Origin of the sequence: Pantoea vagans, from assembly GCF_004792415.1 — a bacterium.
GTDB classification, from domain to species: domain Bacteria; phylum Pseudomonadota; class Gammaproteobacteria; order Enterobacterales; family Enterobacteriaceae; genus Pantoea; species Pantoea vagans.
In genome coordinates this window covers 780,639-796,905 of record NZ_CP038853.1, presented here as the reverse complement: position 1 = coordinate 796,905, position 16,267 = coordinate 780,639, and the positions used below count along the sequence as shown (strand labels likewise).

The 16,267-nt window shown below is 56.7% G+C and carries 16 protein-coding genes; 5 read left to right on the top strand and 11 right to left on the bottom strand.

Annotation, left to right across the window (positions count from 1 at the left end):
* Window positions 1–67: 67 nt before the first annotated feature.
* On the top strand, window positions 68–586 hold the full coding sequence (fldB, locus tag EGO56_RS03880; protein ID WP_135907746.1) for a flavodoxin FldB: 519 nt from the start codon (window positions 68–70) through the stop codon (window positions 584–586).
* A gap of 72 nt (window positions 587–658) precedes the next feature.
* On the opposite strand, the gene EGO56_RS03875 is transcribed toward fldB, so the two are convergent.
* A complete protein-coding gene (locus tag EGO56_RS03875) occupies window positions 659–1,069 on the bottom strand; it encodes a protein YgfX (RefSeq protein WP_135907745.1) in 411 nt (136 codons plus the stop codon).
* Entirely contained in the window at window positions 1,044–1,310 is a 267-nt protein-coding gene (gene sdhE / locus EGO56_RS03870; RefSeq protein ID WP_013358937.1) for an FAD assembly factor SdhE, read from the bottom strand. The genes EGO56_RS03875 and sdhE overlap by 26 nt, the downstream gene beginning before the upstream one ends.
* A gap of 226 nt (window positions 1,311–1,536) precedes the next feature.
* On the opposite strand from sdhE, the gene ygfZ reads away from it, so the two are divergent.
* Window positions 1,537–2,523, top strand: coding sequence for a tRNA-modifying protein YgfZ (gene ygfZ, locus EGO56_RS03865; protein ID WP_135907744.1), 987 nt, complete (start codon window positions 1,537–1,539; stop codon window positions 2,521–2,523).
* 51 nt (window positions 2,524–2,574) lie between these two features.
* Here ygfZ and trhA read toward each other — a convergent pair whose 3' ends face one another.
* Window positions 2,575–3,240, bottom strand: a complete 666-nt coding sequence (trhA, locus tag EGO56_RS03860) for a PAQR family membrane homeostasis protein TrhA (RefSeq protein ID WP_135907743.1) — start codon at window positions 3,238–3,240, stop codon at window positions 2,575–2,577.
* A gap of 169 nt (window positions 3,241–3,409) precedes the next feature.
* Between trhA and EGO56_RS03855 the strand changes: the two genes are divergently transcribed.
* Together EGO56_RS03855 and EGO56_RS03850 are read left to right on the top strand one after the other, a co-directional pair.
* Window positions 3,410–4,129: a MurR/RpiR family transcriptional regulator gene (locus tag EGO56_RS03855; protein ID WP_135907742.1), complete on the top strand. Its 720-nt coding sequence runs from the start codon at window positions 3,410–3,412 to the stop codon at window positions 4,127–4,129.
* 115 nt (window positions 4,130–4,244) lie between these two features.
* Window positions 4,245–5,684: a 6-phospho-beta-glucosidase gene (locus EGO56_RS03850; RefSeq protein WP_135907741.1), complete on the top strand. Its 1,440-nt coding sequence runs from the start codon at window positions 4,245–4,247 to the stop codon at window positions 5,682–5,684.
* Window positions 5,685–5,714: 30 nt separating this feature from the next.
* On the opposite strand, the gene EGO56_RS03845 is transcribed toward EGO56_RS03850, so the two are convergent.
* The 8 genes from EGO56_RS03845 to EGO56_RS03810 form a co-directional block, all read right to left on the bottom strand.
* Window positions 5,715–6,458 carry an SDR family oxidoreductase gene (locus EGO56_RS03845; protein ID WP_033784003.1) on the bottom strand — a complete coding sequence of 248 codons (744 nt, stop codon included), beginning with the start codon at window positions 6,456–6,458 and terminating at the stop codon, window positions 5,715–5,717.
* A 66-nt stretch (window positions 6,459–6,524) separates the two neighbouring features.
* A complete protein-coding gene (gene gcvP, locus EGO56_RS03840; RefSeq protein WP_135907740.1) occupies window positions 6,525–9,398 on the bottom strand; it encodes an aminomethyl-transferring glycine dehydrogenase in 2,874 nt (957 codons plus the stop codon).
* 80 nt (window positions 9,399–9,478) lie between these two features.
* Window positions 9,479–9,865, bottom strand: coding sequence for a glycine cleavage system protein GcvH (gene gcvH / locus EGO56_RS03835; RefSeq protein WP_033733675.1), 387 nt, complete (start codon window positions 9,863–9,865; stop codon window positions 9,479–9,481).
* Between the two features lie 23 nt (window positions 9,866–9,888).
* Entirely contained in the window at window positions 9,889–10,986 is a 1,098-nt protein-coding gene (gene gcvT / locus EGO56_RS03830) for a glycine cleavage system aminomethyltransferase GcvT (protein WP_135907739.1), read from the bottom strand.
* A gap of 432 nt (window positions 10,987–11,418) precedes the next feature.
* Window positions 11,419–12,621 (bottom strand): FAD-dependent 2-octaprenylphenol hydroxylase, encoded by a 1,203-nt coding sequence (gene ubiI / locus EGO56_RS03825; protein ID WP_135907738.1) that lies wholly within the window; start codon window positions 12,619–12,621, stop codon window positions 11,419–11,421.
* Between the two features lie 13 nt (window positions 12,622–12,634).
* Window positions 12,635–13,813: a 2-octaprenyl-6-methoxyphenyl hydroxylase gene (gene ubiH, locus EGO56_RS03820; RefSeq protein WP_135907737.1), complete on the bottom strand. Its 1,179-nt coding sequence runs from the start codon at window positions 13,811–13,813 to the stop codon at window positions 12,635–12,637.
* Window positions 13,810–15,132: a Xaa-Pro aminopeptidase gene (pepP, locus tag EGO56_RS03815; protein WP_135907736.1), complete on the bottom strand. Its 1,323-nt coding sequence runs from the start codon at window positions 15,130–15,132 to the stop codon at window positions 13,810–13,812. The genes ubiH and pepP overlap by 4 nt, the downstream gene beginning before the upstream one ends.
* Before the next feature lie 46 nt (window positions 15,133–15,178).
* Entirely contained in the window at window positions 15,179–15,757 is a 579-nt protein-coding gene (locus EGO56_RS03810; RefSeq protein ID WP_135907735.1) for a YecA/YgfB family protein, read from the bottom strand.
* Between the two features lie 170 nt (window positions 15,758–15,927).
* Between EGO56_RS03810 and zapA the strand changes: the two genes are divergently transcribed.
* Window positions 15,928–16,257: a cell division protein ZapA gene (gene zapA, locus EGO56_RS03805; protein ID WP_135907734.1), complete on the top strand. Its 330-nt coding sequence runs from the start codon at window positions 15,928–15,930 to the stop codon at window positions 16,255–16,257.
* Window positions 16,258–16,267 lie beyond the last annotated feature (10 nt).

Below are 16,267 nucleotides of genomic sequence, written 5' to 3'. Positions count from 1 at the left end.
TATGCCTGATTCAGCGGTGCTTCTGGTACAATTGCGCCAAAGTCAGTATTTACAGAGTGTTATCTGCATGAAAATCGGTCTTTTTTACGGTTCCAGTACCTGTTACACCGAAATCGTAGCGGAAAAAATTCGCGATTTTATTGGCGAAGAGTTAGTGACGCTGCATAACGTCAAAGATGACGATCCGCGCCTGATGGAGCAGTATGACTTGCTGATCATGGGCATCCCGACCTGGGATTTCGGTGAGTTGCAGGAGGACTGGGAAGCCATCTGGACGCAGCTGCCCGCGCTGAATCTGCACAACAAGATTGTCGCACTCTATGGGATGGGCGATCAGATTGGCTATGGCGAGTGGTTTTTAGATGCGCTCGGCATGCTGCACGAGTTGCTGCAGCCGATGGGCGTGCGCTTTGTCGGCTACTGGCCACTTGAAGGCTATGAATTTACCAGCCCGAAACCGCTGAGTGCCGATGGCGCGCAGTTTGTGGGTCTGGCGCTGGATGATGTGAATCAGTTTGAGGTCACCGATGAGCGTGTTGAGCAGTGGTGTGAACAGGTGTTAACCGAAACCGCCGCACTGCTCTGACCGGTCAGGCGCGCTGGTTTGCTGTTGTTGAACCCATGCGCCAGCAAACGATGATTGCCAGCCCTGTTGCCGTTAATGCCGCGCCTTACTGAAGCAGCTGGCGCGTAACGCCCGCCATTCGTCCGGCTGCATATTGTCCTGCATCAGCCACCAGCGCAGCATAGCCCCCTGCTCGCTCTTCGCTACCAGCAGTACGCCAATCGGTAACCACCGCAGCGGCTGGGTGGGCCGCCAGCGTTTTCCCTGCCAGATCCAGCAATGAACGCTTTCCCGCTGCAATGTGCCGTGTCGCCGAATCAATCGCTGGTAACAACGCCAGCCTTCAGCCAGCATCAGCAGAATAACCGGCGTTTTAATCAGCCAGCCGCCCACAGGCAGCATCATCAGCATTACACCAGGAACGGCAGCCACCAGCCAGGCGCACAGACATCCGCACGCCAGGCGAGAGGGTCGCAGCTTACATTGCCACCGGGCCGCGATCATGGTTACGCTGCTGGATCAGTTTTACCATCCGCTTAAGCTCTGGATCGGCTGGCTCGCCATGATTCATCAGCCAGTTAAACAGATCGGGATCGTCACTCTTCAGCAGGGCAACGAAGACCTGCTTATCCGTGTCGTTCAGCGTGTCATACTCAAATTTGAAGAACGGCATAATAGCCACATCCAGTTCCAGCATGCCGCGACGGCAGGCCCACTGAATACGTGATTTATCATTAATATCCATGCGTCAATTTCCACAATTCACAACGTGGCCGCTAGTGTAACCTGGTTTACTGCGGCTCGCAGGCGCAGCGTCGCAGGCTGTGCAACCTGCCACATTTAAGATTATCTGTTTTCAGGGTTATCACGCCTTTTGTGCGCCGTTTTCCGTAAACAGGTTGCATTGCCAGTCGGCTCTTTTAACATTGAAGACAACATTCCGGATGAACCTTCTTATACAGGATATCTCCATGCCCACTTTTACTTTACCGCCGCGCCAGCCTGCCGCGTCGTCTCGTCTGCCGTTAACCCTGATGTCACTGGATAGCTGGGCGCTGGTTTCCATTACCGGTGCCGACAGCACCGCTTATCTGCAGGGTCAGTTAACGCTGGATGTCGCGGCGCTGGATGCAGACCACCATTCGCCCGCCGCACACTGCGATGCCAAAGGCAAAATGTGGAGCAACCTGCGCCTGTTCCATCGCGGCGAAGGCTATGCCTATCTGATCCGCCGTGAACTGCGCGACACCCAGCTTACCGAGTTGAAGAAATACGCGGTGTTTTCGAAAGTGACGATGGCGGCTGACGACGAGTCTGTGCTGCTGGGCGTAGCCGGTTTTCAGGCGCGTGCCGCCCTGGCGAATCTGTTTGATACCCTGCCCGACAGCGAGAAAACGGTGATACAGCAGGGAGAAACGACGCTGCTGTGGTTTGCCCATCCGGCCGAACGTTTTCTGATTGTTACCTCGCAGGCTATGGCTGAGACGCTGAAGCAGAAGCTTAACGATGATGCGCAGTTCAATGACAGTCAGCAGTGGCTGGCGCTGGAGATTGAAGCGGGAATTCCGGTGATCGATCCGGCCACCAGCGTGCAGTTTATTCCGCAGGCCACCAACCTGCAGGCGCTGGATGCGATCAGCTTTAAAAAGGGCTGCTATGCCGGTCAGGAGATGGTCGCCAGGGCGAAATATCGCGGTGCTAATAAACGCGCGCTCTACTGGCTGGCGGGTCAGGCCAGTCATCTGCCGGAAGCCAATGCCCCGCTGGAGTTGCAGATGGGTGACCGCTGGCGTCGTACCGGCAGCGTGCTGGCTGCGGTGCAGTTAGATGACGGCATCAGCTGGATTCAGGTGGTGCTGAATAACGATCTGGAGCCGGATAGCGTGCTGCGGGTTGAAGGTGATGAAGGCGGCCATCTGACCATTCAGCCGCTGCCCTACTCGCTGGATGAGAGCTGATTCCGCCAAATGGCCCTTCCGCTAAAGGAAGGGCCAGTGCTGCAATTCAGATCAGCGCACATAAAAGTAGATAGCGCAGAAGTGGCAGAGACTGCCGCCCAGCACGAAAAAATGCCAGATGGCATGGTTATAGGGAATGCGGCGCGCCACATAGAAGATCACCCCCAGCGAATAAATAATTCCGCCTGCGGCCAGCAGCCAGATGCAGCCCGGCGGCAGGATCATCGCCAGCTGATAAACCACAATCAGCGACAGCCATCCCATACAGAGATAGGTCACCAGCGACAGCGCTTTAAAGCGATGCGCAATCGTGAGCTTAAACAGAATACCGGCCAGCGCCAGACCCCAGATCACCGCCATTAATCCATACGCCAGCGGCGTTCTTAACCCGACCAGCAGAAACGGCGTATAGGTGCCGGCAATCAGCAGATAGATGGCGCAGTGATCCAGCTTTTTCAGCCAGGGTCTGGCCGGTCCATCCGGAACCGCATGATAGAGCGTCGAGGCCAGAAACAGCAAAATCATGCTGCCGCCATAGAGGCTGTAACTGATAAAAGTGAGGGTGTCCGCCTGCCGCGCAGTGGCCTGGTTGATCATCATTATCAGCCCGACGATACCGAACAGGCAGCCAAGGCCGTGACTGATACTGTTGGCAATTTCTTCGGCAACTGAATAGCCCGCTGCGGGCCGGTGTTTTTGAGAGAGTGTGGTGGTCATATCCGGTTCCTGAACAGCTCCATAGCAGTGATAACTGTTACCCAGCGTAGCCAATATTTTTTCAGTGTACACGTGTACGCTAAAATTATTTTGCTGAAATTCACTCTCCGTTAAACCCGGTGCTGAATCTGGTAAACTGACCGCCGGTCAACTGTTCAATGAGCCATCCATGTTTTCGCATCGCGATCTTGCCCGCCTTAACGATCTGGAAATGCAGGTCTATCAGTTCATCATTAAGCACCGCGAAGGCGTCAGCTACATGACGATCCGCGAGCTGGCTGCGCAGGCTGGTGTCTCCACCACCACCGTGCTGCGTTTCTGCCGCAAGATGGACTGCGAAGGCTGGTCAGAATTCCGCATCCGCCTGCGCTTAAGCGAACAACAGAGCGCGCCGCTGCTCAATACGGCGGGCGTCAGCGAGATGCTGAGCTTTTTTAAGAGTATTAATAACCCGGAATTTGAACAACTCATCGCCCAGGCTGCGCAGAAGATTAATCAGGCTGAGCAGGTTTTCTTTATTGGCGTCGGCACCTCCGGCAGCCTGGCAAAATATGGCGCGCGTTTTTTCTCCAACCTTGGTAAATTCAGTCATGCGATTGATGACCCCTATTATCCGGTCGCTCCCGATCTTTATGAAAATGCCATTGCCATTATTTTATCCGTCTCGGGTGAAACCGAAGAGATCCTGCGTATTGCCAGCCAGTTCAGTCTGAATAAGTGCAGAATCATTGCGATAACCAATACGGAAAGCTGTTCGCTGGCGAAGATTGGTGATTTCAACCTCTGCTACCATGTGCCGATTATCCGCATGGCGGACAACACCGATATTACGACGCAGGTGCCAGTCACCTATATTATTGAAGCGATCGGCCGCCAATTGGGCAAATAAAACAGCCTGTTTTTCAGATGTGACAAACGCAATTACTGGCGCGCTGTTATATCGTGACTTTCATTATTGCCTTGCTACACTCAGCCCAATTTCAATATCCGCAATGGGGTGAAGCATGAGTGCAGAATTGCAGTTACCAAAAGGCTTTCTTTGGGGCGGCGCGGTGGCAGCGCATCAGGTTGAAGGCGGCTGGGATCAGGGCGGCAAAGGCGTCAGCATTGCTGACGTGCTGACCGGCGGTTCGCATGGCGTTGACCGGGTGATCACCGACGGCGTGCAGCCTGGCCATTTCTATCCGAACCACAAGGGCGTGGAGTTTTACTCCCACTACAAACAGGATGTCGCGCTGTTTGCCGAGATGGGCTTCAAATGCTTCCGCACCTCCATTGCCTGGACCCGCATCTTCCCCAACGGGGATGAGCAGCAGCCCAACGAAGCGGGTCTGCAATTCTATGACGATCTGTTTGATGAACTGCTGAAGTACGGCATTGAACCGGTCATCACCCTCTCGCACTTCGAAATGCCTTATCACCTGGTCAAAGAGTATGGCGGCTGGCATAACCGCAAAGTGGTCGACTTCTTTGTTCGCTTCAGCGAAGTGGTGCTAAAGCGCTATAAGAACAAAGTGAAATACTGGATGACCTTTAACGAGATCAATAACCAGCGCAACTGGCAGTATCCGCTGTTTGGTTACTGCTGTTCAGGCGTGATCTTCACCGAACACGAGAAGCCTGAAGAGGCAATGTATCAGGTGATGCACCACCAGTTTGTTGCCAGCGCCAGAGTGGTCAAACTCGGTCACGATATCAATCCTGACTTTCAGATTGGCTGCATGATCGCCATGGTCCCGGTTTATCCGTTCTCCTGCCACCCGGACGATGTGGTGCTGGCACAGGAGTCGATGCATCAGCGCTATGTGTTCAGTGACGTGCAGATGCGCGGCTACTATCCGGCCTACACCCTGAAAGAGTGGGCGCGCAAAGGGTATAATATCCAGATGGAAGCGGACGATGCCGAGACGCTGCGCCAGGGTTGCGCCGACTATGTCGGTTTCAGCTACTACATGAGCAACGCCGTGAAGACCGATGCCAGCGGCGTTTACGACCCGATCACCGGCTTTGAAGGCGTGGTGAAAAATCCGCATGTGAAAGCGTCAGACTGGGGCTGGCAGATCGACCCGGTTGGCCTGCGCTATGCCATGAATGAGATGTACGAGCGTTATCAGAAGCCGCTGTTTATTGTAGAGAACGGCTTTGGGGCTATCGATAAGCCCAATGCCGACGGGCTGATTGAAGATGATTACCGTATCGACTATCTGCGTGCGCACATCGAAGAGATGAAGAAAGCCGTGACGTATGATGGCGTCGAATTAATGGGCTATACGCCGTGGGGCTGTCTGGATTGCGTCTCCTTCACCACCGGCCAGTACGACAAGCGTTACGGCTTTATTCATGTGAATAAAAATGATGATGGCAGCGGCGACTTTTCTCGTGCGAAGAAGAAGAGCTTTAGCTGGTATCAGCAGGTTATCGCCAGCAACGGCGAAAACCTCTGATTTAATACTCCGCCGCATCAGCAGCGGCGATTAACGCCCACCGGCAGCGTCAATGATGCTGCCGGTGACGTAAGAGGCCGCGTCGCTGGCCAGCCAGACGATCGCTTCCGCCACCTCTTCTGCCTCACCGCCACGTCCCATCGGGATAATGCTGGCAAGCCGGTCCACCCTGCCTGGCTCGCCGCCATCGGCATGCATCTCTGTATAGATGAATCCCGGACGGACGCCATTAACCCGAATCCCCTGCTGCGCCACTTCCAGCGACAAACCTTTCGTCAGCGTGTCCATCGCCCCTTTTGAGGCGGCGTAATCGACATATTCACCAGGCGCACCGGTACGCGACGCGGCCGACGAGACGTTTACAATCGCGCCACCCTGACCGCCGTGATGGGTGCCCATCCGCTTAACCGCCTCACGACAGCAGAGAAAGGTTCCGATAACGTTGGTGGCAAAAACCTTGTGCAGGCGAGCCGCATCCAGCTGCTCGGTGCGGCACTGCTGAAACAGAATCCCGGCGTTGTTTACCAGCAACGCCAGCGGCACAGACTGCTGGTCGAGCTGCGCAAACATCGCCATGACCTGGGCTTCATCACTGATATCCGCCTGAACCGCAAAGGCTTCACCGCCCTGCTGCTGGATCTGCGCCACCAGCTGTTGAGCCTCCGCCTCGCGCTGACGATAGTTCACCGCGACCCGATAACCCCGCGCGGCCAGTAACAGCGACGTGGCCCGTCCGATACCGCGGCTGCCACCCGTAACCAGTGCCAGTTTCATGCTGTTCCCCCAGAACAAAGGGCCGACGAAGCGGCCCCTGATGGTTAATGCTTACCTGCGGTGAGCTTACTGATAGTCGCTCATCGGCACGCAGGAGCAGAACAGATTACGGTCGCCAAATACATCATCCAGACGTTTCACCGTCGGCCAGTATTTGTTGTGGCTGCCCGCCGGGAAGACGGCCAGTTCGCGGCTGTAAGGATGTGACCACTCACTGACGATTTCCAACTGGGTATGCGGCGCATTCACCAGTGGATTGTCGTCCAGCGGCCATTCCCCTGCCGTAACCCGGTCAATCTCCATGCGGATCGCCAGCATCGCGTCGATAAAACGATCCAGTTCGATTTTGCTCTCAGACTCGGTCGGCTCCACCATCAGCGTGCCTGCCACAGGGAAAGACATGGTCGGTGCGTGGAATCCGTAATCGATCAGGCGCTTAGCGATATCCAGCTCACTGATACCGGTCTGCTCTTTCAGCGGGCGGATGTCGAGAATACATTCATGCGCCACGCGTCCGTCACGGCCGGTGTAGAGCACCGGATAAGCAGACTGCAGGCGGCTGGCAATATAGTTGGCATTCAGAATCGCGACTGAGCTGGCCTGTTTCAGCCCTTCCGCGCCCATCATGCGAATGTACATCCAGCTGATCGGCAGAATAGAGGCGCTGCCAAAAGGCGCTGCGGAGACCGCGCCCTGCTGCGTCAGAACACCGTCAATCTGCACTACGCTGTGCCCCGGAACAAACGGCGCCAGGTGCGCTTTCACGCCAATCGGTCCCATACCCGGACCGCCGCCGCCGTGCGGAATGCAGAAGGTTTTATGCAGATTGAGGTGCGAGACATCCGCGCCGATATAGCCTGGCGTGGTAATGCCGACCTGCGCATTCATGTTCGCGCCATCCAGATAAACCTGGCCGCCGTACTGATGCACAATCTGGCACACCTCACGGATGGTCTCTTCGTAAACGCCGTGGGTGGACGGATACGTCACCATGATGCAGGAGAGCTTATCGCCCGCCTGCGCCGCTTTTTCGCGCAGGTCGCCAAGGTCGATGTTGCCCTGTTTATCGCAGGCCACCACCACCACGTCCATGCCTGCCATCTGGGCGGATGCCGGATTCGTACCGTGCGCCGAGCTCGGGATCAGGCAGAGGTGACGATCGCCCTCGCCGCGGCTTTCGTGATAGCGGCGGATCGCCAGCAGCCCGGCATATTCACCCTGCGCGCCGGAGTTCGGCTGCATACAGAGTGCATCATAGCCGGTGAGCTGCACCAGCCACTGTGAAAGCTGGCCGATCATCTGCAGATAGCCGGTCGCCTGTTCAGCCGGACAGAACGGATGCAGCTCCGCAAATTCCGTCCAGGTGATCGGGATCATTTCGGCAGCGGCATTCAGCTTCATGGTGCAGGAACCGAGCGGGATCATCGCCTGATTCAGCGCCAGATCCTTTTTCTCCAGGCTGTGCATGTAACGCATCATCTCGGTTTCGCTGTGATGACGGTTGAACACCGGATGGGTCAGAATCTCGCTGTGGCGTTGCAGGCCAGCCGGAATCGCGTGGCTTTCGCTGGCGACTTCGCTGTCGAGCTTTTCCAGATCCTGGCCGTGCTCATCCCCCAGCAGAATAGCGAACAGCGCCAGAATATCGTCGCGGCAGGTGGTTTCATCCAGCGTGATGCCGACGGCATTATGGATGTCGCTGCGGAGGTTAACGCCAAAGCTCAGGGCGCGATTCAGCACGGTGGCTTTATCCGCCACTTCCACCGTCAGCGTATCGAACCAGTGCTGATGGCGCAGCTTCAGGCCACCCTGCAGCAGTCCGGCGGCCAGAATATTCGTGAAGCGGTGAATGCGTGAGGCAATGCGTTTCAGACCGGCCGGGCCGTGGAACACCGCGTAGAGACCGGCGATGTTGGCCAGCAGCACCTGCGACGTACAGATGTTGGAGTTGGCCTTTTCACGGCGGATATGTTGTTCACGGGTCTGCATCGCCATACGCAGCGCCGCATTGCCTGCGGCATCACGTGACACACCGATGATGCGGCCTGGCATGGAGCGTTTATGCTCATCGCGGCTGGCGAAGAAGGCGGCATGCGGGCCGCCGTAACCCATTGGCACGCCGAAGCGCTGAGCGGAACCAAAGACGATGTCTGCGCCCTGCTTGCCTGGCGCTTCAAGTAACACCAGCGACATAAAGTCCGTCGCCACGCTGACCACGACTTTGCGTGCTTTCAGCCCGGCAATCAGCGTGCTGTAATCGTGCGCTTCACCCGTTGTGCCTACCTGTTGCAGCAGCACGCCAAACAGGTCGTCGTGATCCGGTGCCTTGTCGGCGCTATCGATGATCAGTTCGAAGCCGAACGTCTCCGCACGGGTACGGACCACATCCAGCGTCTGCGGATGAATATCGTCGGCAATGAAGAATTTATTGGCGTTTTTGAGCTTACTGACGCGTTTTGCCATTGCCATCGCTTCGGCGGCGGCAGTGGCTTCATCCAGCAGTGAGGCAGACGCGATATCCATGCCGGTGAGATCCAGCGTCAGCTGCTGGAAGTTCAGCAGCGCTTCCAGACGGCCTTGTGAAACTTCAGGCTGATACGGCGTATAGGCGGTGTACCAGCCCGGATTCTCCAGCATGTTACGCAGGATGACCGGCGGGGTGATCACCGCGCTGTATCCCATACCTATCCAGGATTTGTACCGCAGATTCTGGCTGGCAATGGCTTTCAGTTCGGCCAGCGCCTGCTGTTCCGTGGCGGCTTCGCCCACCGCGGGCGGGCCTGGCAGCTGAATGTCTGCCGGCACAATCGTGCTGATTAACGCGTCCAGCGAACGGGCACTAATCGCGTCAAGCATCTGCGCCTGCTGCTCAGGTGAAGGACCAATATGGCGCTCGATGAATGCACCGTTGTGTTCAAGCTGGCTGAGAGTCTGAGTCATTAGCAGTAAATCCTGAATCGGGCTGGGGGAACCGGAGAGCAAACAGAAATCTGCGGCCTCTGCACGAGGCCGCCTGACGACTACTCGTCGATGGAGGCTTTGTAAGCATCCGCATCCAGCAGCGTGTCGATTTCAGACGCGTCGCTGGCTTTGATTTTGAATAACCAGCCGCCGTCATAAGGCTCGCTGTTGACCTGCTCCGGTGAGTCGGTCAACGCTTCATTGACAGCCACAATCTCACCGCTGATCGGCGCATAGATGTCTGAGGCCGCTTTAACGGATTCAGCCACCGCGCACTCTTCACCGGCAGCAAACGTCGCGCCCACTTCTGGCAGATCAACAAACACCATGTCGCCCAGTAACTCCTGCGCATGTTCCGTAATCCCCACCGTGTAGCTGCCATCGGCTTCTTTGCGCACCCATTCGTGGCTGTCGCGGTACTTCAACGTATTCGGCACATTGCTCATTGGCCATTTCTCCTGAATAAAATTTACTGGGCGACCGGTTTACCGGCGCGGACAAAAACGGGACGGGTAACCTGAACCGGCATCTGGCGGTTACGGATCTCAACGATGGCAGTGCTGCCGATAGAGGCTGGAACACGCGCCAGGGCGATGCTGTAACCCAGCGTCGGTGAGAAAGAACCACTGGTGATGATGCCTTCCTGCAACTGCCCCTTGTCATCGGTGAAACGCACCGGCTGGCCGTTACGCAGCACCCCTTTTTCTGTGAGGATCAGCCCCACCAGTTTTTCGGTGCCACGTTCACGCTGCAGTTCCAGCGCTTCCCGGCCGATGAAATCGCGATCGGCGGGTTCCCAGCAGACGGTCCAGCCCATGTTGGCGGCCAGCGGTGACACGCCTTCATCCATCTCCTGACCATAAAGATTCATACCTGCCTCCAGACGCAGCGTATCGCGTGCGCCAAGGCCAGCCGGTTTTACACCAGCGGCCAGCAGACGCTGCCAGAAATCGGCCGCTTCTTCTGCGGGCATCGCAATTTCATAGCCCGCTTCGCCGGTGTAGCCGGTCGTAGCGATAAACAGGTCACCTGACTGCACACCGAAAAACGGCTTCATGCCAGCGACAGCCAGACGCTGTTCTTCGCTGAACAGGGTCTGCGCTTTCTGCTGCGCCTGCGGCCCCTGCACGGCAATCAGCGCCAGGTCATCACGTTCGGTGAGCGTAATGCCATAGCCCTCTGCGTGTTGGGTAATCCAGGCGAGATCCTTCTCACGGGTGGCGGAGTTCACCACCAGCCTGAAGAACGTTTCGCTCATAAAGTAAACAATCAAATCGTCAATGACGCCACCTGAAGCATTCAGCATGCCGGTGTAGAGCGCTTTGCCCGGCTGCGTCAGTTTTGCCACATCATTTGCCAGCAGGTAGCGCAGGAATTCGCGGGTACGCGGACCTGTCAGGTCAACAATGGTCATGTGAGAGACATCAAACATACCGGCGTCGCTGCGCACAACATGATGTTCATCCATCTGGGAGCCATAGTGCAGCGGCATCATCCAGCCATGAAAATCTACCATGCGGGCACCGCAGGCCTGGTGCTGTTCAAACAGAGGTGTTTGCTGAGTCATAACCATCCTGTGCAGAAGCGGTTGAGTGCAAAAGTGCGCCGGAATTCAGTGCCGACGCAAACGTTCTCTTACGGCTGACGTTACCACCGAATCTGACGATTAACCATAAGCAAAACGGGGTCGAAAGCAGATGCACAGCCTAACCAGGAACCGCGACTTACAGGATAAAAAACTGCAATTTTGTGATTAATCGCGCAATAAATGCAGGGCTTTTAAATATACGCAGCAAATTTATGCGGGATGGCATTCAGGATGTTAAAAAAATTCCGCACTCTGCCAGGAGATGAATGAGAAAAAGTAATGCGAATTCGGCCGCAAAATTAGAATAAATCAAACGAAGATCCCTGATGGTGCAGCGTTGCCTTTTGGTGGTGCAGAGGGGTTCAGGGATAAAAAAAGCCAGCAGATGCTGGCTTATCAGACGGCGTGGATTTAGCGTAGCCAGGCGGGCAGATCATTCAGGCCCATCGCCTGCTTCAGCATCATGGGTTTTACCCCCGGCAGGCGATCGGCCAGCTTCAGGCCGACGTCGCGCAGCAGTTTCTTCGCCGGATTATTACCGGCGAACATTTCACGGAAGCCCTGCATTCCCGCCAGCATCATGGCGGCACTGTGCTTACGGCTGCGCTCGTAGCGACGCAGATAGAGGTGCTGACCAATATCTTTACCCTGCTGATGCAGACGGCGAATTTCACCAATCAGTTCGGCGGCATCCATAAAGCCAAGGTTAACGCCCTGACCCGCCAGTGGATGAATGGTGTGGGCTGCATCACCCACCAGCGCCAGGCGGTGTGCCGCAAAGTTGCGGGCATAGCGCGCCACCAGCGGGAACGACTTACGCTCGCTCTCGAGCTGGCACAGGCCGAGGCGCATATCAAACGCCACCGAGAGCTGCTGATTGAACAGCGCTTCCGGCATGGTTTCCAGACGACTCGCTTCCTGCGGCGAGAGCGACCAGACGATGGAGCTCAGATGCGGATCCTGCATCGGCAGGAAAGCCAGAATGCCGTCGCCGTGGAACACCTGGCGCGCCACCGCGTCGTGCGGCTTCTCAGTGCGGACGTTAGCCACTAACGCATGGTGATCGTAATCCCAGAAGGTCAGCGGAATATCGGCTTTATTACGCAGCCAGGAGTTAGCCCCGTCAGCGGCAATCATTAATCGCGCGCTTAACATGCTGCCATCCTGCAGGGTAATAAAGGCTTCGTTGTCGCCAAATGCCACCTGCTGTAACTGCGAAGGTGCCATCAGCGTTACGTCACTGCAGGCGCTGGCGCGTTGCCAGAGCGCGTTATGAATCACCGGATTTTCGATGATATGGCCCAGATGCGACAGGCCCTGCTGCTCATCATCAAAGGCGATGGTGCCGAAACTGTCCTTATCCCACACTTCCATGCCGTGATATGCGCGGCAGCGCAGCGAGAGAATGGTCGACCAGACATCCAGCTTCTGCAGCAGCCGTTCGCTGGCAGCGTTGATTGCCGACACGCGAATGGACGGAGACGCACTCAGCGCCAGCGGTGGCTCCGGCGATTGTTCCAGCACGGCGATGCGCAGTCCGCTGCCCTGCAAGCCGCAGGCCACCGCCAGCCCCACCATACCGCCACCGGCAATCACCACATCAAAAGTTTGCATCTGAGCCTCTTTATTAACGCTTAACCCAGCCAAGCGTACGCTCAGCCAGTTGATTTCGTAGCCACGGCAGATGATCCATCGCCAGCAGACCCACGTTGCGACCGGCCACCATCGGGCCATAGCGATTCGCAAAGACACGAACCAGCCCGTCGGTAATACCGATAGTCGCGGCACGATCGGGCTGACGACGCTGCTGGTAATGGTTCAGCACCGCATAGCTGCCGGGGTCCTGCTGCTGGCGATGGGCGGCGGCCAGGGTTTCGGCCAGCGACATCACATCGCGCAGGCCAAGATTGAAGCCCTGACCAGCAATCGGATGCAGCGTCTGCGCCGCATTGCCCACCACCGCCACGCGGTGGGTCACAGGCGAGATCGCCCGGTGGAGTGCCAGCGGGTAATATTCACGCTGACCGGTGTGGGTGAATTTGCCCAGGCGCCAGCCAAAGGCACGCTGAAGCTGGCTCAGGAATTCGGCCTCGCTCCACTGCTCAATGCGTTCACGCTGCGAAAGCGGATGACACCAGACCAGCGAGAGACGATTGCCGGACATCGGCAGCAGCGCCAGCGGGCCATGTTCGGTGAAACGCTCGAATGCCCGGCCCTGATGAGGCAACGCAGTGGTGACATTGGCAATCACAGCGAGCTGCTGATAGTCGTCCCGCTGCCACTGAATACCGCATGAGGCGGCCAGCGCAGAGCGCGTGCCATCCGCCGCCACCAGCAGTTTGCCGCTGAGTTGCTCGCCACTGTCCAGCGTCACCTCTACCTGCTTCTCACTGCGTTGGGCATGCGTGACGCGCGCCGGACAGCGCAGCGTCACGCCTGGCGCTTTTTTCAGTTCAGCAAACAGCCGCTGACCGACGTCAAACAGTTCGACCACCTGTCCCAGCGCCGGAATCGCGTAATCAGCCGCTGCCAGCGACACAAAGCCGGCGTGCCCGCGGTCAGAAACATGGATGTCGGTAATCGGGGTGGCACAACTGGCGATGCGCTGCCAAAGATTGATGTCCGCCAGCTGCTGGCAGGTGCCGGCAGAGAGCGCAATCGCGCGGCCATCGAAACCGGGATGGGCCCGACTGCCAGGCTCGCTGCTTTCAATCAGCGTCACCGGCAGTGTGCCCTGGGTAAGATGGGAGATCGCCAGCGCCAGCGTCGCCCCGGTCATGCCGCCTCCGGCAATCAGAATCGTCATGCCTGTTTTGCCGCCGCCATCAGTGCTTCAATCTCATCGGCCTCTTTCACCACGCTGTCGGTGAGATTCTCAATGCCATCTTCCGTAATGACAATGTCATCTTCAATTCGGATGCCGATGCCGCGATACTGTGCGGGCACGTCCGCATCCGGCCCGATATAAAGACCCGGCTCGACGGTTAACACCATACCTGGCTCCAGAATCCTGTCGCGGCTCGGCGTGCCATAGTGACCAACATCGTGCACATCCAGTCCCAGCCAGTGCCCCAGGCCATGCATGTAAAACTGGCGATGCGATTCTTCAGCGATCAGGGTATCAACGTCGCCTTCAAGAATGCCCAGTTCAACCAGACCGGTAATCATGATTCGCACCACTTCATCATTCACTTCACGAATGCTGACGCCAGGGCGGAACATCTCAAGCGATCGGTTCAGCGAAGCCAGCACGATGTCGTAAATCGCGCGCTGCGCCGGGCTGAATTTGCCGTTAACCGGGAAGGTGCGGGTGATATCGCCCGCATAGCCGTAGAATTCACAGCCTGCATCGATCAGGACCAGATCGCCGTCGCGCATTTCACTTTCGTTTTCGGTGTAGTGCAGAATGCAGCCGTTCTCACCAGCACCCACAATGGTGTTATAGGAGGGATAACGCGCGCCGTGACGGGTAAACTCGTGATGAATCTCCCCTTCGAGCTGGTACTCAAACATGCCGGGCTGACAGGTTTGCATGGCACGGGTATGCGCCAGTGCACTGATTTCCCCGGCGCGACGTAACAGCGCAATCTCCTCTGCATCTTTGAACAGGCGCATTTCATGCACCCACGGTCGCCAGTCAGTGACGGTAGCGGGCGCACTGAGATTCTGACGGAAACCGCGACGCAGCTTGTCCAGCGCGCTGAACACCAGCGTATCCGCATGGGCATATTCGCCCTGCGCATGGTAAATGACGTCAAGGCCATTCAGCAGCAGGTGGAGTTGTTCACCGATATCACTCCAGGGTAAGGCACGATCGACGCCCAGTTTTTCGGGAGCCGCCTCCTGGCCCAGCCGACGGCCAGACCAGACTTCCGCTGCCGGGTCACGCACGCGATTAAACAGCACGCTGTGATTATGATTTTCATCGCTTTTGATCAGTACCAGCAGTGCCTGCGGCTCGTTAAAGCCGGTGAAATAGCTGAAGTCGCTGCTCTGGCGGAACGGGTATTCCGTGTCATTACTGCGCGTCACTTCGGGCGCAGCAAAAATCAGCGCTGCGCTGCCAGGCGCCATCTTTGCCAGCAGCGCCTGACGACGCTGCAGGTATCGTTCCAGTGAAATCATCTCTGCACTCCCTGTAAACTGACCGGTTAAACGCGTTGACCTGAAATTAGTGTAGCGTCGGTTTTTGCACTTCTGGCGCGGTGGGCTGTGGACGGGTAAACGTATCGTGGCACAGCAGTGCGGCGATACGCACATACTCGATCACCTCTTCCAGCGACTGCTCCAGCTCTTCCTGGTCTTCATCTTCTTCGTAACCCAGCTGGGCGATAGTGCGCAAATCGTCGATTGCTTCGCCGGTTTCGCCGGTGACCTTATCCAGTTTAGGCTGTGTTACGCCCAGGCCGAGCAGAAAATGGTTAACCCAGCCTGCCAGTGCATCTGCGCGGTCAAAGACAGTGATGTCATCGTCAGCAGGCAGCATCAGCTGAAACAGGAAGCCGTCATCTTCCAGCGTGGTGGCCGTGTGCTCGTGCAGCGCCGCCAGCGGCACGGCAAGAGTGTGGGAAAACGCCATGCCTTCGTTAGCCAGATCGTGTACCAGCGTCTTCCAGCTGGTGTCCTGGTTACCGCCACAGAGGATCCCGCTCAGCAGGCCATGCATTTCCGCGGGCGTCATGCCAACGCCCTGCTGGGAGAGCACAGCCGCGAGCGCGTTGTAATCGGGGGTTGCGTTCTGTAAGGACATAAGTTTTCATCGTCGTTGGCAGAATAAGTTCGTGTTATGCTACCACTAGCTGCCTCAAGGTTTCCAGAAAAGGGGTTGTATCTTATTTCGTGGGTCTATATAGTTGCCCGCCTCCCAAGCCATTGACTGCTAAGGGAGTTGCGAGCGAAGTAATCAGTCAGGAAGGTGGCATGTCTGCACAACCGGTAGATTTACAAATTTTTGGTCGTTCGTTGAGAGTGAATTGTCCGCCAGAGCAGCAAGATGCGCTCAATAGCGCGGCTGATGATCTCAATCAACGGTTGCAAGATCTAAAAGTTCGCACTAGAGTCACAAATACAGAACAACTGGTGTTCATCGCCGCGTTAAACGTCTGCCACGAGCTGGCGCAAGAGAAAGTGAAAACGCGCGATTATGCTGCTAATATGGAACAGCGTATTCGTATGTTGCAGCAGACGATAGAACAGGCACTGGTTGAGCAAGGTCGCATCTCTGAGCGTGAGGGTGCGAAGTTCGAATAAAACTTCATGG